Genomic DNA, 19,397 nt, shown 5'->3' with positions numbered 1-19,397 from the left:
TTGAAGTTTTCTTGTTACAAAGCAAGAAAATTTCATTAGATAAAAACCATGCTGTTTCTTGTGAATTTAAAGTATGATACGATTCATTTGTAACGGAATAAGAACACCAGATATATTTTATCTTGGTGTTTTTTTGTCTACAAGAGCTTGCTTTAGATTCCAGTAAATCTAAAGAATAAATAGCATGCGTTTTGGAAAAAAAACATGTCTTTTCGAGTTTTTTTTGCGTTAACAAAAATGTGCTTAAAACAAGTAGGCTTCTAACAAAATTCTAATTTAGATATAATTTTTCTTCATTTTATCCTATTTTGGAAAACAACTATTGTGAATCAGTGCGATTTCTTAGGATCTTAAAAGACTCTTCACCATAAAATGGTTAAGTAAATTGCAAGAAATTTATCCCTTTTCTGTAGGTTGTCATAAATATCTAATCAAAATTACTGATGACATATGTTTGTTTTCTTGTTCGCATTTGACAAAGGTAAATATGTGTTATTAAATGGTAACTTTTGTAGATTATAGTTTTTATTTACCAAGTATTTTTACTCCTAGAATAAATTATATATGAAGAAAACACAAATATTTTTTTTAATTGTCTTGTTGTCAGGAATTATTAGAGCACAGAATCAACCTAATATTATATTTTTATTTGCAGATGATGCTGGTTATGGAGATTTTGGATTTCAAGGAAGTAAGATCATGAAGACGCCAAACCTTGACAAACTTGCAAAGCAAGGTGTAAAGTTTGCACAAGGTTATGTAACTGATGCTACTTGTGGTCCATCTAGAGCAGGTTTAATTACTGGTAAATACCAACAACGTTTTGGTTATCAGGAAATCAATGTACCAAATTACATGAGTAAAAACTCAAAGTTTTTAGGAGATGATATGGGTTTGCCATTAGACCAAAAAACAATAGCAGATTATCTAAGAAAATTGGGGTATAAAAGTGCAGTTTATGGTAAATGGCATTTAGGTAATGCAGATCGTTTTCATCCGTTAAAAAGAGGTTTTGATGAATTTTATGGATTTAGAGGCGGTGCACGAAGTTATTTTGGATATGATAATTTCAAAGGTATACACCATGATAATAAAATGGAGCGAAATTTTGAAGATTTTGAAGAACCAAAAGGTTATGTCACAGACGTATTTGCTTCTGAAGCCGTTTCATTTATTGAGAGAAATAAAAACAATCCGTTTTTTATTTATTTAGCCTTTAATGCAGTTCATACACCAATGGATGCTACTGAAGAAGATTTAAAACAATTTCCTAATCTAAAAGGCAAACGAAAAGAAGTAGCTGCAATGACGTTAGCACTCGATAGAGCTTGCGGTAAGGTGCTGGATAAGGTTAAGGAATTAGGTTTAGAAGAAAATACTATTATCGTGTTTTCTAATGATAATGGTGGTCCAACAGATAAAAACGCTTCATTGAATTTACCATTAAGCGGTACCAAATCAAACCATTTAGAAGGAGGTTTACGAGTGCCTTTTTTAATTAAATGGCCTAAAAAATTAAAAGCAGGTAAAACTTATAACTACCCTGTGAGTACTTTTGATTTATTACCTACATTTTATGTTGCGGCTGGTGGAAATACAGAAGATTTAAAAGACATAGATGGTGTTGATTTAATACCTTTTGTAAATGGATTAAATAAAGAAAGACCACACGAAGATTTATATTGGAAAAAAGAAGCGCGCGCCGTTTATAGACATAATGATTGGAAATTAATTCGCTTTGCAGACAGACCGGCGGAGCTTTACGATGTATCCACCGATGTAACTGAAGAAAATAATTTAGCTGCAAAATACCCTAAACGCCTTAAAACAATGTTCAAAAAACTCTTTGAATGGGAATTAACTCAAGAACGACCACTCTGGATGCTCCAACAAAAATTTGAAAAATATGATATTGACAGAATGGATCGTTATAGGACTCCAGAATTGGTGAAAAAGGAGATGGAAAAGTATTATAAAAATTAAGTTCTAACAGGAGATATAAATTTTGAATTAGTCATAACAAATCACGGTTAGAAATTTTCTATTCCCAGTAATATTTTTTGTAGTTATATATATACCGATTGCAAAGCACAAAACCAATTAATAGGAAAAGAAAATGTAAAACAAGAAGGTAAAGTAATACCTTTTTTAGATCACACCAACAAAGGGAGGTGAGTTTTGAATACAGAATTAAGTGATAATTTTAATGATGAAGAAATAGATATAGATAAATGGTTTGTGGAAGGTAATAATGGAGATTGTTATATACAGAAAGGTCGTACATCTTCACAATTTGTACCTCACGATGTTAGACCTTAAGATGGTAAATAAAATTAAGAACCGCATGGAAACCGGACTATGAATTTTCTAATGAAAGTGATGCTTTCGCCATAGAAATAAGAAAAGTAGATTTACCAAAAATTTTTATAGATGACATTTCTATTAAAGAACAATTAAGAAAATTAATTTAAAATTATTTTTAAAACGAATACATTACATGAGTACACATAATAAAGCAATAACAAATACTTCCAAAAGTCCTTACGTAAAATTGAAAAGTATCAATTTTGGAGATTGTAAATGGAATTCAGGATTTTGGTCTGAAAAAGTAAATGCTGCTCAAGAACGTATGTTACCATATATGGGTGATTTATTATGCGGTGATATAGGCCATGGACTTAACAATTTTAAAATTGCTGCTGGTGAAAAAGAAGGGGTTCACAAGGGGTTTTATTGGCATGATGGCGATTTCTTTAAGTTTATGGAAGCTAAAATGTATATCTATGGCACTACCAAAAATAAATCTATTCTAAAAGAATTAGATGAGTATATTGAAATGATTGGTAAAGCTCAGGAAGAGGATGGCTATATTCATACACATATACAAATTACAGAAGGTGCAGACCGATTCGAGAATAGAAAGTATCACGAAATGTATAATTTCGGACATTTATTTATTGCAGGTTCTGTACACTATCGCATAACAGGTAAACGTAATTTTTTAGACATAGCAATCAAGCAAGCTGATTTATTATACACCTATTTCATGCCTGATACAAAACATTACCAACGTTTTGGTTTTAATCAAACTCAAATTATGGGACTGGTTGAGTTATACAGAACAATAAATGACAAAAAATATTTAAAGCTAGCCGAAAAGTTTATCAATAGAAGAGGAACTTTTGAAATTAAACATGATTCTACAACCATAGGTTATCCAATAGGGGATATGGTTCAAGAGAGAACACCTCTTCGAGAATCTGATGAAGCAGTTGGTCATGCAGTGTTGGCATTATATTATTATGCAGGTGCTGCAGATGTATATGCTGAAACAGGTGAAAAAGCTTTAATTGAAGCTTTGGACAAGTTATGGGGAAATATAACAGATAAAAAAATGTACGTTACAGGCGCCGTTGGTCAAGCGCATTACGGAGCATCTACCAATTTAGATATGATAGAAGAAGGTTTTATAGATGCATACATGATGCCAAACATGACAGCTTATAATGAAACTTGTGCAAACCTTTGCAATGCCATGTTTAGTAGCAGAATGATGGGGATTCATGCAGAATCAAGATATGCAGATATTATAGAATTAGTATTGTACAATAGTGGATTATCGGGAATTAGTTTAGAAGGGAAAGATTATTTCTATTCTAACCCATTACGTATGGTCAATAACTCTAGAGATTATGGAGCAAATGAAAATGCAACAGAAAGCCCAAAAAGAGAACCTTATTTAGAGTGTTTTTGTTGTCCACCAAATTTAGTGCGTACCATATGCAAAACTTCAGGATGGGCATATAATTTATCAGAGAATGGTGTAGCGGTAGTACTATTCGGAGGGAATAATTTAAACACAACTATGCTAGACGGTTCTGTGTTAAAATTATCTCAGGACACAGAGTATCCTTGGAAAGGACTTGTTAAAATAACGATTGATGCATGTAAAAGTGATGCTTTTAATATCCAAGTTAGAATTCCAAAATGGGCAGTTGGTAGCACTTTAAAAGTAAATGGAGAAGATACAAACGTTAATGTAAATCCCGGAACTTTTGCAACTATCAGGAGAAAATGGAAAGTCGGTGATACAATTACTTTAGATATGCCAATGGAAATAAAACGATTAGAAGGTCATAATAGAATTGAAGAAACCAGAAATCAAATTGCTATAAAGAGAGGCCCAATTGTTTACTGCTTAGAAACGCCGGACTTACCAGAAAATACATCAATTTTAAATGCTTATATAAAAGGAGATGCGCCGTTGGAAGCAATACATAAACCCGATTTTCTTGAAGGTGTTACAGTTATAGAAACTGAATTATCGTTAAGAGAAGATAGAAATGATGAGATGTATCAAACGATTTCAAGACCAAAATTTAAGTCTTATAAAACACAGCTTGTACCATATTTTGCTTGGAGCAATAGAGGGCAAGCAGAAATGACAGTATTTGTTCCTGTAATTTGGAATTAATTTAAAATATGAATTGAACATGAACAGTCAATTTAATAACCACAATAATATGCAACGGTTTTTTAGATTGACTGTTTGCTTTTTAATCTGTTGTAATAGTATTTCGGTTTTAGGTCAAAAGAAACCAAATATAGTTTTAATGATGACAGATGACCAAGGTTATGGCGATATAGGTGAACATGGTAATCCATATCTAAAAACACCAAATATCGAATCTATTGGTAAGGAAGGTATAGAAATGACTCATTTTTTTTCATATCCTAACTGCTCTGCATCCAGGGCAGCTTTGTTAACAGGGCGTTATCCTTATCGAACAGGCGTTACAGCTGTAACGCAAGTAGATCATTTTATGAACACATCAGAGATTACTATTGCAGAAATGTTAAGTGCTAATGGTTATAAAACAGGGATATTTGGAAAATGGCATATAGGAGATAATGCCCCAATGCGACCAACAGATCAAGGGTTTCAAGAAACTTTAGTGCATAGAGGAGGTGGAATTGGACAAGCAGCAGGACCAGCAGGAAACACTTATTTTGATCCTGTGCTAGAGCATAACAATATTTCGAAAAAATACGCAGGATATTGCGACGATATTTTTACAGATGCAGCACTTGATTTTATCAATAAACATAACAATGAGCCATTCTTTGCTTACTTAGCTACAAACTTGCCACATCTTCCGCTTCAGGTACCAGATGAAAGAGTAGAACCTTATCGTAAACAAGGTTTACATGAAGACAATGCTCGTGTTTTCGGTATGATTGATAATATTGATTATAATGTAGGTCGTGTTTTAGCTAAATTAAAAGAATTAGGTATAGAAGATAATACCATCGTTATTTTTTTATCAGACAATGGACCAAGACACAGACGAACAAAAAACGATTCCTATCCTGGACGCTACGTAGCCAATTTAAGGGGTACAAAAACGAGTGTATACGATAATGGAACACGTGTTCCTTTTTATGTAAAATGGCCAAAAAAATTACCTAAAGGGAAAAAGATGAATACCATGGGAGCTGTTATTGATGTGTTTCCGACACTTCTAAAAGCATGCGGAATTTCGGGTGATCATAAGGTTAAAATTGATGGTGAAAATCTAATGCCATTATGGAAAGAACAACCTATTGATTTAAAAGATAGAACATTTTTTATGCAAATGCATTATGGACCAACACCATTTAAATATATGCATTTTTCGGCAAGACAACAAAAATATAAATTAGTAAGTCCGCATGATTTTCCCCACGGTATTGTGCATCAGCCAACAGACCATGTTCTTAAAAATGTATTGAAAAATTTGGAGTTATACGATATGGAAAATGATCCAAGCGAACGTACAAATATCGCGAAGCAGCATCCAGAAATTGTTGAAAGTTTATTGGAAGAATATGAAAATTGGTTTGATGAAGTCACCGAAGAACGGGATGCCAAGGGTATTCAAAGAATATACTTAGGAAGTAAAAAACAACCCAATACAACCTTAACCCGTTTTGATTGGGGTGGCCCAAGAGTAATTTCACGATTTGATTATGGTGGTCCACGAGTGATTGAAGATAATCAACTCGGGCATTGGCGTGTTAAAACTGAAAAGGGCAATTATAAAGTCATATTAGATTTACCAGAACTCTCTTCAGATGGAATGGCTCATGTGAAATATAATAATGTGCATTACAAGCTTCCATTTAAAGAAGGGCAAAAGATATTAACGTTTGAGGCTGTGAAACTTCCTGAAAGTGTTGGAAATTTTCATGTGTATCTAAAAGAAGAACGCTTAGCCATTGGACCACATTTTGTTCACGTAAAAAAAATAAAATAACATGAGTGTACTTACAGGAATGGAAGTCGAAAAAGTGGAACTGTTTAAAGTGCCACCACGTTGGTTGTTTCTAAAAGTAACTACTAAAAATGGTTTGATAGGCTGGGGAGAACCCGTTGTTGAAGGTAGAGCAGCTACCGTAGAAACAGCTATAAATGAAATGAAATCTTTTTTAATCGGCCACCCTGCTAATAAAATTGAAGATTTTTGGCAAATGGTATATCGTGGTGGTTTTTATCGAGGTGGTCCGGTTTTAATGAGCGCTTTATCTGGGATTGATCAGGCTCTCTGGGATATTAAAGGAAAAGCATTAGACGTTCCAATTTATGAATTAATTGGTGGTGCAGTACGAGATAAAATGAAGATTTATGGTTGGGTACATGGTGAGACCAATGAAGACCTAGCTAAAGCCGCAAAAAAAAGGATTGATAACGGTTTTACAGCTGTAAAAATGGTTGTAACCAATGAGATGGAATGGATTGATGCTCCTTATAAAGTCAATGAAGCAGCTAAAAAATTAGCTTCAGTAAGAAATGTAATCGGAGATAAATACCCAATAGGCGTTGATTTCCACGGGCGAGTGCATAAAGGTATGGTTAAAGTTTTGGCAAAAGCTCTAGAGCCATATCAACCTTATTTTTTAGAAGAGGTAGTTTTATCAGAAAATAATGAAGCATTAGAAAGTCTTAAATCTTTTACATCAATTCCTATTGCTACAGGAGAGCGAATGTATTCTCGTTGGGATTTTAAGCATATAATTCAAAAAGGATTGGTAGATATTGTTCAACCAGATTTAAGTCATGCAGGTGGAATTTCAGAAGTAAAAAGAATTGCAAATATGGCAGAAGCATATGATGTAGCCGTTGCTCCACATTGTCCACTTGGACCAATATCCTTAGCAGCAGCATTTCAAATAGATTTCTCGTGCATCAATGCTTTAATTCAAGAAACTAGCTTAGGAATTCCTTATGATGATGAAACACAATTAACTGACTATTTAAAAGATCCTGATGTATTTAGACTAAAAGATGGTTGCGTGCCTTTACCAACAGCACCTGGATTAGGAATAGAAATAGATGAAGATAAAGTAAGAGAAGCAGCTATAAAAGGTCACGATTGGAAAAATCCGATCTGGAGAAATGATGACGGTTCTATAACCGAATGGTAATTCAGTAACTAATTAATCAATCCATCCATCTATCAATGAGTACAATGACAACCAAAGTAAGAACTTATAAGCGTTATAATATTCTTTTACTTGTTTTTATAACTGTAGTTATAAATTACATGGACAGAAGTAATATTTCTGTAGCAGCATCTGCAATTACAAGTGAATTAGGTTTAACCAAAGTACAAATGGGACTTATTTTTTCTGCATTTGCTTGGTCATATTCATCATTACAAATCCCAGGAGGTATTGTTGTAGATTATGTAAAACCAAGAATATTATATCCTTTTATGATGATATTGTGGTCTATCGTTACACTCGTTCAAGGATTTGTAGGTTCGTTGGGCGCATTAATTGGTTGTAGGATTGCTATTGGCGCTTTTGAAGCACCATCATATCCTTGTAATAATAAAATTGTAACGAGTTGGTTCCCTGAAAAGGAGCGTGCATCTGCAATAGCAGTCTACACATCAGGGCAATTTATAGGTTTGGCATTTTTAACACCGGTACTTATTTTGATTCAAGATGCTTTAGGTTGGCGAGGCTTATTTATTGTTTCTGGAATTTTAGGGATTGTTTGGGCATTAATTTGGTACCTGTTTTACAGAGATCCAAATAAACACGGGAAAGTAAGTAAGCAAGAACTTGAGTATATTGAAAAAGGAGGAGGCTTAACCACTCATATTACAGTTAAAATGGAAGAACAAGAATTTAACTGGAAAGATCTAAGGCTAGCGTTCACTTATCGAAAACTTTGGGGTGTATATCTTGGACAGTTTTGCTTGGGTTCATTATTTATTTTTTTCTTGACTTGGTTTCCAACGTATTTGGTTGAATACAGAGGGTTAGATTTTATAAAATCAGGATTTTTAGCATCTGTTCCTTTTTTGGCGGCTTTTGTGGGTGTATTGTTATCAGGGTTTACTTCGGATTTTTTAGTGCGAAAAGGCTATTCTAATGAACTGGCTCGAAAAGCACCAATCATTATAGGTATGTTTTTATCACTAGCCATTATTGGAGCAAATTACACAGATAATACTGTGCTCATTATATTCTTTCTTTCATTAGCCTTCTTCGGAAATGGTTTAGCGTCTATAACTTGGGTATTCGTATCATTATTAGCACCAAAAAAAATGATAGGATTAGTAGGTGGTGTCTTCAACTTTATTGGAGGCCTTGCGGCGGCTCTAACACCGATTTTGATTGGATGGTTAGCTAAAGATGGTGACTTTAAACCAGCACTTTTCTACATTGGTGCTTTAGCACTTATTGGTTTTTGCAGCTATCTTTTCTTAGTTGGAAAAGTAAAACGTATAGAATTGGTAGAATAATTTAGCTTATTGCTAAAGGTAAAATATAGGTAGTTTCTGTTAAGATATATGCACTAACAATTGGTTATTCTTTCTTCTTTTGTAAGAATGCTTATGGGATACTTATTTTAGGTTTAATTTATTACATAAATTTTTAATTGATGAATAGAACAATACATCATGAATTTATTTTATCACTAACTTTTTGTTTTGTGTTTTGTTTGATACCTTTTTTAAATTCTGCACAGACTACTTTTAAAGAAGTTATCAAAGAGTTTCCTAGACAAGACAAAAATCTAAGAAAATGGGATGCACCTGTGATCGCAGATTTAGACCAAGATGGTTATTTAGATATCCTTATTAATGATCACGGTTTTGGTGTACAGGTACAATGGAATAACAACGGTAAATATACTAAGCCTTATGATATTATTATGGGCGATTTACATGGTGTTTCTGTGGGGGATATAGATAAAGATGGTAATTTAGAAGTTATTATGTCTAGAGGAGGAGGCTCTGGTAGTAATGCTAGGAATTCAAAATTATATCGTGTTACTAAGGATAGAAAATTTATCGAGCTAGGAGAGTTCAATGAACCATTAGCGATGATGCGCGGAAGAACAGTTTCTTTTATTGACGGTGATAACGATGGTGATTTGGACTTGCTTAATTTTGCATTTCCAGATGGTCAGAAAAAAGGCGCAAGTGAAAATTATATCTATGAGAATGATGGAAACGGTCAATTAACTTTACATGGTACTATACCAGCGGCTAAAGGTAATGGACAAAAGACATTAATAACTGATTTTAATGGAGATGATATTTTAGATTTTATTTTATACGGACACGGACCTATAAAAGCCTATAAGGGTAATGGTGATTTAACCTATAGTGATGTATCTAAAAAAGTATTTCCAAACGATATTGAACATGTATCAGGTATTACTGAAATAGATTATGATAACGATGGTGATTTTGATTTGTACATCACTAGAGGCTCAGAATTTAACAAAGGAGATGTTTTTTACGATAAGGATACGAAAACCTTAGGTTTCTTTACAAAGCGAGGAGAATTAGAACTTGAAGATTTAGAAATTGGAGATATATTGAATCTAGAAAATTTCCAATCTCAGTGGCCAAATAACAACACCTATTATATTGGAGAAACGTCTTATGATTACGAATTTAAAGGCGAAACACATTCAGGAAAAGATATCAAATTAGTGAATAGCGATGCCTTAGGTTATCCCGATAAAGTTAATTACAAAAATAAGAAAGGATGGTATATAGGTTATGTAGGTAATAAGAAATGGCGTATTGCAGGGTTTCTTTGGGCACCAGCTACAGGAATTATTCATGGTGTAGAAGGCTATTCCGAAGTAAAGCATTCAGAGGGTTTACAGGATATTTTGCTAGAAAATAAAGGAAATAAGTTCAAAGACATTACAAAAGAATTTGGCTTATCAAAAAAAGAGCACAATATGGCAGCTAGTGTTGCTGATTTTGATAACAATGGATTCCAAGATTTGTTGGTAATTAGACGTGGTGATTTAATCCATTTTAATGAATCAATCTTGTATTTAAATAAAGGAGAATCTGGATTTGAAACTCTTCAAAATCATAATATAGTATCCACGGAACTTGGCGCTATTGGTATGGCAATAGAAACTGTTGATTATAACCAAGACGGAAAAGTAGACATAGTTATAGGAAATGAACGCGGAAAATGGCATTTATTTAAAAATGAATCGGTTCATAAATCACATAACTATTTAATCGTTGAGATCGGAAATTCTAAATCTGGCACAAGTGCACTAGGAGCAAAAGTTGAAACAAAATTTTGCAAAAATAATCAAGTACAACGTGTAGGTTCTACTGGGGCGCAGTATTCTTTAAGTCATAATACATTTGTACATTTCGGGTTAAAAAACTGTTCTTCAGTAGAAGTAAAAGTTACTTGGACAAATGGAGAAACTGAAACGAAAACTGTTTCAACAATCAATAAAAAAATAAAAATAGGGCACTAATTAAAATTAATAATATATATATATGAGTTCATTCAAAAAAAATGCTTACACCTATTCAATCATTGTGGCATTAGGAGGTTTTGTATTTGGTTTAGACGCTGCTTTAATTTCAGGAGCCTTTAAATTCATTACGTCAGAATTTAATCTGAATGATTGGCAAGTTGGAGCTCTTGGGTTTGGACCTGGAATTGGCGTTTTAATAGCTTTGCCATTAGCAGCATGGTCAAGCAATAAATATGGACGTAAATCAACCTTAAAGATTATAGCAGCTTTATATCTTGTCTCAGCGTTAGGTTCTGCGTTTGCACCTTCTTTTGTTACACTTTTAGCAGCGCGGTTCTTAGGCGGATTAGCATTTAGCTCTATTACTTTAGCGGCAATGTATATTGGCGAAGTCGCACCTGCTAATTGGCGTGGTAAATTGGTATCTATGACACAAATAAATATTGTAATTGGTTTAACAGCAGCCTATTTTATAAATTATTGGTTATTAACCGTGACTAATAGTGATGCAACGTGGGTTCATAGTTTGGGTGTAAAGGAATATACCTGGAGATGGATGTTAGGAATTGAAATTGTACCAGCTTTAATTTGGTTTGGCTTATTATATTTGGTTCCTCGAAGCCCAGCTTGGTTAGTTTATAAAGATCGGTCTAATGAGGCAAAACTGACATTAGCTAAAGTTATGCCCAAAAATGAAATCGACGCACACATTGCTGAAATGTTACAAAGTGTAACAAAAAGCGATCAAATCAATTCGGTTGGTTCTCAGTTAAAAGAAATATTTAGTTCAAAAATGACAATAATTGTTATTGTTGCTTTAACCATGTCACTTGTACAGCAATTTACAGGTATTAATGCAGTTTTAACTTATGCGCCAACAGTAATGGAACAATTGGGTTTAGGAGAACAGGCAGCATTTCAGCAAGCTATTTGGATTGGTTTGGTAAGTATTTTGTTCACAGTTTTATCAATCTTATTAATTGATAAAGTTGGTAGACGTCCAATGATGATTTGGGGATTAGTTTGGGTTGTGCTAAGCTTAGGGATTTGTGCTTATGGTTTTGGTACTGCTAAATACGAGTTAACAGATGAAGCCATTGAAGAGATGAGTGATATTCCTGAAGTAACAAAACTAACAAAGTTAGTAGGTAAACAATTTGAAACCGATATCGAATTTAAAGAGGTCATAAAAAGTATTGTGGGAGATATTTCGGCAAGAGATAACTCAAGTGTGTTTTTACAAAAATCTGCAGTACTTAATGCTACTTTAATTCTTATAGGAATTTTAAGTTTTATTGCAGCATTCCATTTTTCAGTTGGACCGATTATGTGGGTATTGTTATCCGAAATCTTCCCAATCTCTTTGCGGGGGATAGCTATTCCTTTTTTTGCTTTAATATCTAGTACAATAAGTGCTCTTACGCAATTCTTTTTTCCATGGCAACTTGCCAATATGGGGGCAAGTAGTATCTTTTTGTTTTACGCTGGAATTGTTTTTATTGGTTTGTTAATACTGGCTAAGTTTTTGCCAGAAACTAAAAATTTAACAATTGAGGAAATTCAGGAAAAATTAAAAAGAAAGTAGATGTTTTATAAAAACGAGTAATTATGAAAGGAAATGATAAGATGCAGTTATGGTTTTTAGCATTATTGCTTGTAATAATTAATATTTCCTGTTCAAATGGTGATGAATCAAATTCAGATGTTCAAGATGTTGATAATGAAGATGTTGATAATCCTTTGTGTAATCCAAATTTCCCACTTTCAGATCAGGATAATGTAGGTAGTTGGATTCTTAATTCAGAAATAAGTGATGAATTTGATACAATAGGGTTGGATGAAGATAAATGGCAAATTCAAGGAAAAGAAGGGATTTATAAATCTAATTTTGTGGGGAGACATCCTTCTCAATTTTCGCCTAATAATGTTATTGTAGAAGATGGTAAACTTAAGATTTTGACAAAATGGGAACCTGATTTTCTTTTTTCTGATACAACAAGAGAACAATGCGGGGAGGTCTATAGTTATGAAAATATTACAACAGCAGCTGTAATTAGTAGACAACAGTTTCAGTATGGCTATATGGAAATTCGTTCTAAATCAGCTAAAGCAAGAATTACTAGTTCATTTTGGACCACTGGTTTTCAATCAGAATTAGATATGTTCGAAATGTTTGGAGATCCTAAAGCTGGAGAAACGAGTCTGGATTGGAGAAAACGATTAAAGTTTAATATGATAAGTTGGAATCCGAATAATCCTTATTATTTACCCGATGGAAATGGTCCGGCGCATACTCGGAATATTCAAGTAGAAAATAATACTGCCGATGACTTTCATGTATATGGTTTTGAGTGGACAGCAGATTTTATTAAAGTTTACGTTGACGGTGAGCTTCATCCATTCGGAACAATTTTGAAATCAGAAATCACTAATAATGGGGTCGATCCAGATCGTTGGGTTACTGATGTAGCTTACTGGATCTGGTTTGATTCTGAGACATTTTGTTTTTTGGGATTACCAGAAAAAACAGACCTACCTGTAGCTTATGAAATTGATTATGTGCGAATATGGCAAAATAACTAAGTACAAAAAATATAATTAGAAATATATCTATATCTCAACCCTATAAACTTATGAAAAAACAAGCATTATTATTAGGATTTTTATTCCTGATACTTCTTACGGGATGTAACTTAAAATCAGAAAATAAGTATAAAACACCAAAAGAAGAAGCTATTAGTAAAATAGAAATTCTTAAAAGTTTAATGAATGAAGCTAAAAAAAAATCAATAGATATTACGAGAGAAGAAACTACTCTTTGGTTCTCAAAAGAATTTATAAAATTTGCAGATTGGGATGAAGCTCACAAAGATGCTATTTCAAAGTTATTTGGATATGAGCGTTATTATAAGCCAAATAAAGATTCTTTAGCCGAAATGTTACCTGATTTTGAGCGAAGAAAAGTAATTCAAATATTGGATAAAAGTATTGAGGATTTAAATAAAGAACTTAAAGGAGAGATAAAACGTCGTCCAGTAAACAAAGTAGATTGGCAGAATGCAAAAGCTGCAGATAATATGTTTGTAAGTAATGGTAAACCATCTTTTCCGTATGATTATTTTTCAAAAACAGTAGGGCAACCCTTAACTAATGAGGCTGTTTATAATGATCATTTGGGAGCATTATATCACGGAGGAGAAAACCTATATCCAGTTGATCACGATCGTGCTATTAATTCTTTCTTACTCAAAGAAGATGGTACGTTTGACCAAGAATTAATGAAAGAAATTACAAGTATTCCAGATACTAATATTGGCTTCTTATATTATTGGTCAATGGGTATTCCTGAGTGGGTTGAAAAAAAAGAACCAGAAATTAGAAAAGGACGTTCATTATTTACTGGATTTGATATCGATAATCCTTTAGCGAGAGAAGTATGGGGTAAGATTATTCGTCATACAGGAGAATTGACTAAAGGTAAAAAAGTTACTGAACTAGGTTATGTTTTTGCCAATGAGCCACATTGGTACTCAGAAAAAGACCATTGGACTTATAAGTATAAGGAGATGAATGGTATATCTTCTTATACGTTAAATAAGTTTAGGTCTTGGTTAAAAGATAAATATAATGGTAATATTAAAGCACTCAATTCAAACTGGGATTCGTCATTTAGCAACTTCAATACTATAGAAATAGAAGTACCGATTGATAAAGCTTTAATAGGAAAACCAGTCTGGTTTGATTGGTGTCGTTATAATATGCATAGAACTACCGAATGGTTTACTTTTAATCAAAATGAATTACATGCGGTTAATCCAGAAGCAGACACGCATATAAAACTATTCCCTCGTACATTTTATGAAGATTCACGTTCTCATGGAATGGATTTCGAAGCCTTGACTGAATTAACGACTATGATAGGTCATGATGCCAAGGCCCTAGGCAGTCCAAGTATCAGACCTCATATTAATTCAGACTGGTATAAAGATTATGCTTATAAATGGGATGGAATGGCTATTTTACATGATTTTGTGGAGTCGGTAAGTCCAGAAAAAATTAATGTAAATTCAGAATCGCATTTCCTCTCTTCTGGTATGTGGAGAGACTTAGAAGCACGAACTAGTTATGTTCGTAATGTATATTGGTTAGCGACCTTAATGGGAATGGATGCTAATACCGGTTGGTTTTGGGCGCGAGACCCAGATGGATCACCAGAAGACCGTTTAGAAGGTGAACTAAATTTCTTTGACCCTGGTCTAGGCGGTGCTTATGCCGGTTCTAACAATATGCAACCTCATATTGCTAACGAAGTTACTCAGGTAATGTATGATTTAAACTCTTTCTCTGAAGAGATTATAGCGCTTCGTGAACAATCCCGCCCGCTACGTTTATTTTATTCAGAAACTTCGGCTATCAATACACCTCAGTATATGACTCAAATCCGAAAATTATACAAGTCGTTATTTTTTGAAGGTTTACCACTAGGGTTTTTAACAAAAAATATTATTGAAAAACAAGATAATAGTACTTGGAATACAGTGATTGTTTATAAAACTAAATATGTAACCGATGCTGAGTTCGCAGCGATGCAATCCTATTTAGATAAAGGTGGAACCATAATTATAGATTCTTCAGAAAGTCTATTAATGAATGAATATGGAAAAAAGCGTAGTCAAAAATTATCTGCTAGTAAAGGCAAGCTTGTAATTTTAAAAAATGCAAGTATAGCAGAAATAAAAAAAATAGCACTAGCTGAAGTTGCAGATCAAATGCCTGATGTAATTATTGAATCCGATAATGGTAAGAGTTTCAAAACAACGATTTCGCGTGTTGTTAAGCAAGGAAATGGTTCGTATTTGGTTAATTTACTTAATGTTGGTCATAATACAGCTAAGATTAAGTTGTCTTTAAAATCTGGCAAATCGATAACTATTAAAAATTTAATGACATCTAATTCGGTTGATTCCGAATTTAATTTAGCCTCAGAAGAAGTATTGTTATTGGAAATAAAACAAGAATGAATCGAACGTTTAGTTGGCTTACACTAGTACTACTTTTTGCTTGTAATACGGAGCAAATTGAAGAAAGGAAGAAGCCAAATATTCTTTTTATAGCTATAGATGATTTACGACCAGAGTTAGGGGCGTATGGTTCACAATTGGCGGTCAGTCCGAACATAGATAAGTTGGCAAGTCAAGGTTTGCTTTTCGAAAACGCCTATTGTCAACAAGCTATCTGTGGTCCTTCAAGAGCTAGCGTACTTACAGGTATACGTCCTGAGACAAGCGGAGTTTTTCATAATTATGTTAAGTTTAGAGACGTAAATCCAGAAGTTGTAACATTACCACAATATTTCAAACAACATGGATATGAAACAGCGTATACAGGTAAAATATTTCATCATGGAGATTTAGACGAAGAAAAATCATGGAGTAGGTTGCCAGCACTTGATAGTATGATTTCTAAAGGAATTAAAAATCCTGTTGGTTTTGCTTTAGAGAAGAATAATAAAGAACGTGCCGAAACTAGAAAAGAAATGGTTGCTCAATATGGTAAGGTGGCCAAATACGGCTTAGCTTCTGGTGTTGCTTATGAATCAACGGATGTTTCAGATAATACATATCATGATGGATATAATACAGAGTTAGCAATTGCTACCATGAAAGAAATGCTAGCACAAGATTCATCTAAGCCATTTTTTATGGGACTAGGATTCAATAAACCACATCTGAATTGGGTAGCACCAAAAAAGTATTGGGATTTATATGATAGAGATAGTATTCAATTAGCAATACATGTTAATGGACCTGAAAAAGGTGCTGAAATGGGATTACACCCCTCATTCGAACTTAGAGTACGTAGTGGTATTCCTAAAAAAGGTACCATAGGTAAAGAGTTAGCAATAACCTTAAAGCATGCGTATTTAGCATGTGTAAGCTATGTGGATGCCCAAATTGGTAAGATGATTAAAGCTCTAGAAGATGCAAATGTTCGAGATAATACAATTATTGTTCTATGGAGTGATCATGGATTTCATTTAGGTGAAATGGGTATTTGGGGAAAAGCAACCAATTACGAAATCGCAACACGAGTACCTCTCATAATATGGACACCAGATATGCCAAAAGAAAGTAGCGGTAGGACCACTGATGCATTGGTAGAGTTAGTGGATATATATCCAACACTAGCAGCGTTAGCAGGTTTTGATATTCCTCAACATGTCGAAGGGACTAGTTTTAAACCATTATTAATGAATCCTACTATACCTTGGAAAAATGCAGTTTTTAGTCAATTTCCATCACCTGCATTAAGGGAATGGGGCGCATATCCATTAAGACCAGCAATGAGAGAGACCTATTTTGGTCCACTTATTGAAGAAGTTGAAGAACGAATTATAAAGCAACAAGGAAATAAATGGGATAGAAAGTTGTTTGAGAATACATTAATGGGATATGCTATGAGGACAGGTCAATATAGAATTGTGATTTGGAAAGATAGGGATCATCCAGAAACAGCCCCTATTTTTATAGAACTCTATGACCATAACGTTGATCCTATGGAAACAAATAATATAGCAGATACTACTCCAGAATTGGTAAGTCAACTATTAGAACAATTTAATAAAGGTTGGAGAGGGAACTTTCCTAAAAAATAAATATCTGAGAAGATGAAGCGTAGAGATTTTTTTAAAAAGGGAACAAAAGCTGCAGTTGCAGCAGGTGTTGTGCCTATGATATTTACCTCATGCGCCAATACCAAAGATATTATATATGATAAACCAAATGATAAATGGTATCATTTAGGTACTGGTAAAACAGGTATGCCTAATAGAAAACCTGTAGTGACGTATGATGTTGCAGTAATAGGTGGCGGTGCTGCAGGTATTTGTGCTGCAGTAGCATCAGCAAGGAATGGCTCCAAAACAGTTTTAGTACAAGATCGCCCTGTATTAGGAGGAAATGCCTCTAGTGAAATAAGAGTTCACCTCAACGGGGTTAATGATATTAAAGGAAAAGCTGAACGTGAAACAGGGATTATAGAAGAAATATTATTACATAATAGATTTGAAAATGAACAAGAATCATATCCTGTTTTTGATTATGTGTTATATGATTTTGTAGTACGTGAACCAAACTTAGATTTGATGTTAAATACTCAAGCTGTAGAAGCAGTTATGGAAGGAGATGTCATAAAATCAGCTTTATGTTGGCAGGCTACTACCGAAAAAATGTTTACAATCAATGCCTCAATTTTTATTGATTGTTCTGGAGATGGTCTATTAGCAGCAACTGCTGGAGCTATATATAGAACAGGAAGAGAAGGAAAAACAGAATTTAATGAAACTTTTGCTCCTGATCAACCAGATGGTTGGCAAATGGGTGCAACACTTTTGATGTCATCAAAGGATATGGGACGTCCCATGAAATATTCGCCCCCTTCTTATGCAATAAAATATACACATGAAGGAGCTCATCCTCGTAGACATTTTAAATGGTTTAAAGATGGAATTTGGTGGATAGAAGTAGGAAGTAATGATGATATTATTGCAGATGCAGAAGTCAATAGACACAAGCTTATGGGGTACTTACATGGCGTTTGGGATTATATTAAAAATTCAGGAAACTTCCCTGAAGCTGAAAATTTGGCATTAGATTGGGTGGGTTCCTTACCGGGAAGACGAGAATCCCGTCGTTTTATCGGGGATTATATTGTTTCTGAACGCGATATGACCGAACACAAACATTTTGAAGATTGTATTGCTTTTGGAGGTTGGTCATTAGATGAACACAACCCCGGAGGGATAGAAAACATATCCGAACCTCCAAGTTATTTTCATTATCATTTTAAAGAAGTATATCAATTTCCGTTTAGGAGTTTGTATTCAAAGAATATTGCTAATTTGATGTTTGCAGGTCGTAATGTAAGCCAGACGCATATTGCATTGTCCTCTAGCCGTATTATGGCAACATGTGCTTTGCAAGGCCAAGCTGTTGGAACTGCTGCAACTATCTGTAATAAGCGAAACGTTTTGCCAAGACAAGTTGCGCAGAAACATATCAATGAATTGCAAGAACAATTGATGAGAGATGATGCTTTTATTCCAAAACGACCTGCAAGAGATCCTAAAGATTTGGCAAGAAAAGCAAGCTTATTGTTTGCTTCATCTACTTCATCAGGGGATGTGAATAATTTGATAAATGGGATGTCTAGGGATATAGATGGTACCATTAATCATTGGAAATCTAATGGTTTGCCTGCTGAAATTCAATTAGAATGGGAAACACCAATTCTATTAGCTGCAATAGAGTTAAAATGTGATACTAACTTAGCACGCAACATTATGATGCGAAAAGATAGTAGGAACGATGAGCTGTTCGGAAATAGTGTTCCCAAAGAAATGTTGAAAACATTGAGTTTTGAAGCACGTATTAATGGTAAATGGCAAAAATTAGGGAACATCGAAGAGAATAGAACACGTTTGATTACGTTAAAATTTGATGCTATCAAAGTAACTGCGGTTCGAGTAAAAATGGCAGCAACTTATGGAGCAAAAAATGTTAAGTTATTTGAAGTACGCTGTTATGCTTAATGA

The 19,397-nt window shown here is 33.9% G+C and carries 12 protein-coding genes; all 12 read left to right on the top strand.

Going from position 1 to position 19,397, the window contains the following annotated elements:
- Positions 1-564 precede the first annotated feature (564 nt).
- The 12 genes from AWE51_RS22740 to AWE51_RS22690 all read left to right on the top strand — a co-directional run bounded on the left by AWE51_RS22740 (position 565) and on the right by AWE51_RS22690 (position 19,394).
- Positions 565-1,983, top strand: a complete 1,419-nt coding sequence (locus AWE51_RS22740) for a sulfatase-like hydrolase/transferase (RefSeq protein ID WP_066318648.1) — start codon at positions 565-567, stop codon at positions 1,981-1,983.
- 195 nt (positions 1,984-2,178) lie between these two features.
- A complete protein-coding gene (locus tag AWE51_RS26720; RefSeq protein WP_157766202.1) occupies positions 2,179-2,319 on the top strand; it encodes a hypothetical protein in 141 nt (46 codons plus the stop codon).
- 178 nt (positions 2,320-2,497) lie between these two features.
- Positions 2,498-4,474: a glycoside hydrolase family 127 protein gene (locus AWE51_RS22735; RefSeq protein ID WP_066318647.1), complete on the top strand. Its 1,977-nt coding sequence runs from the start codon at positions 2,498-2,500 to the stop codon at positions 4,472-4,474.
- A 19-nt stretch (positions 4,475-4,493) separates the two neighbouring features.
- A complete protein-coding gene (locus AWE51_RS22730; protein ID WP_317041845.1) occupies positions 4,494-6,296 on the top strand; it encodes an arylsulfatase in 1,803 nt (600 codons plus the stop codon).
- Between the two features lies 1 nt (position 6,297).
- Entirely contained in the window at positions 6,298-7,464 is a 1,167-nt protein-coding gene (gene dgoD / locus AWE51_RS22725) for a galactonate dehydratase (RefSeq protein WP_198403858.1), read from the top strand.
- A gap of 35 nt (positions 7,465-7,499) precedes the next feature.
- On the top strand, positions 7,500-8,795 hold the full coding sequence (locus AWE51_RS22720) for an MFS transporter (protein WP_066318643.1): 1,296 nt from the start codon (positions 7,500-7,502) through the stop codon (positions 8,793-8,795).
- Between the two features lie 140 nt (positions 8,796-8,935).
- On the top strand, positions 8,936-10,801 hold the full coding sequence (locus tag AWE51_RS22715; RefSeq protein ID WP_066318641.1) for an FG-GAP repeat domain-containing protein: 1,866 nt from the start codon (positions 8,936-8,938) through the stop codon (positions 10,799-10,801).
- Between the two features lie 22 nt (positions 10,802-10,823).
- Positions 10,824-12,389: an MFS transporter gene (locus AWE51_RS22710; protein WP_066318640.1), complete on the top strand. Its 1,566-nt coding sequence runs from the start codon at positions 10,824-10,826 to the stop codon at positions 12,387-12,389.
- 23 nt (positions 12,390-12,412) lie between these two features.
- Entirely contained in the window at positions 12,413-13,387 is a 975-nt protein-coding gene (locus tag AWE51_RS22705; protein ID WP_066318638.1) for a family 16 glycosylhydrolase, read from the top strand.
- Positions 13,388-13,437: 50 nt separating this feature from the next.
- Entirely contained in the window at positions 13,438-15,825 is a 2,388-nt protein-coding gene (locus tag AWE51_RS22700) for a beta-galactosidase (RefSeq protein WP_066318637.1), read from the top strand.
- Complete coding sequence (locus tag AWE51_RS22695) at positions 15,822-17,459, top strand: sulfatase (protein ID WP_066318636.1); 1,638 nt, start codon at positions 15,822-15,824, stop codon at positions 17,457-17,459. The genes AWE51_RS22700 and AWE51_RS22695 overlap by 4 nt, the downstream gene beginning before the upstream one ends.
- 12 nt (positions 17,460-17,471) lie before the next feature.
- On the top strand, positions 17,472-19,394 hold the full coding sequence (locus tag AWE51_RS22690; RefSeq protein ID WP_066318634.1) for an FAD-dependent oxidoreductase: 1,923 nt from the start codon (positions 17,472-17,474) through the stop codon (positions 19,392-19,394).
- Positions 19,395-19,397 lie beyond the last annotated feature (3 nt).

Origin of the sequence: Aquimarina aggregata (genome assembly GCF_001632745.1) — a bacterium.
Lineage (GTDB): Bacteria > Bacteroidota > Bacteroidia > Flavobacteriales > Flavobacteriaceae > Aquimarina > Aquimarina aggregata.
Note: the sequence above shows the minus strand (reverse complement) of the source record. Positions and strands in the feature narration are given on the sequence as shown.

What these genes read in the sequence shown, in the direction of transcription:
- AWE51_RS22695 (WP_066318636.1), top strand. Translation starts at nt 15,822, where the DNA reads ATGAATCGAACGTTTAGTTGGCTTACACTAGTACTACTTTTTGCTTGT.
- AWE51_RS22710 (WP_066318640.1), top strand. Translation starts at nt 10,824, where the DNA reads ATGAGTTCATTCAAAAAAAATGCTTACACCTATTCAATCATTGTGGCA.
- AWE51_RS22700 (WP_066318637.1), top strand. Translation starts at nt 13,438, where the DNA reads ATGAAAAAACAAGCATTATTATTAGGATTTTTATTCCTGATACTTCTT.
- AWE51_RS22740 (WP_066318648.1), top strand. Translation starts at nt 565, where the DNA reads ATGAAGAAAACACAAATATTTTTTTTAATTGTCTTGTTGTCAGGAATT.
- AWE51_RS22690 (WP_066318634.1), top strand. Translation starts at nt 17,472, where the DNA reads ATGAAGCGTAGAGATTTTTTTAAAAAGGGAACAAAAGCTGCAGTTGCA.
- dgoD (WP_198403858.1), top strand. Translation starts at nt 6,298, where the DNA reads ATGAGTGTACTTACAGGAATGGAAGTCGAAAAAGTGGAACTGTTTAAA.
- AWE51_RS22735 (WP_066318647.1), top strand. Translation starts at nt 2,498, where the DNA reads ATGAGTACACATAATAAAGCAATAACAAATACTTCCAAAAGTCCTTAC.
- AWE51_RS22730 (WP_317041845.1), top strand. Translation starts at nt 4,494, where the DNA reads ATGAACAGTCAATTTAATAACCACAATAATATGCAACGGTTTTTTAGA.
- AWE51_RS22720 (WP_066318643.1), top strand. Translation starts at nt 7,500, where the DNA reads ATGAGTACAATGACAACCAAAGTAAGAACTTATAAGCGTTATAATATT.
- AWE51_RS22715 (WP_066318641.1), top strand. Translation starts at nt 8,936, where the DNA reads ATGAATAGAACAATACATCATGAATTTATTTTATCACTAACTTTTTGT.
- AWE51_RS22705 (WP_066318638.1), top strand. Translation starts at nt 12,413, where the DNA reads ATGAAAGGAAATGATAAGATGCAGTTATGGTTTTTAGCATTATTGCTT.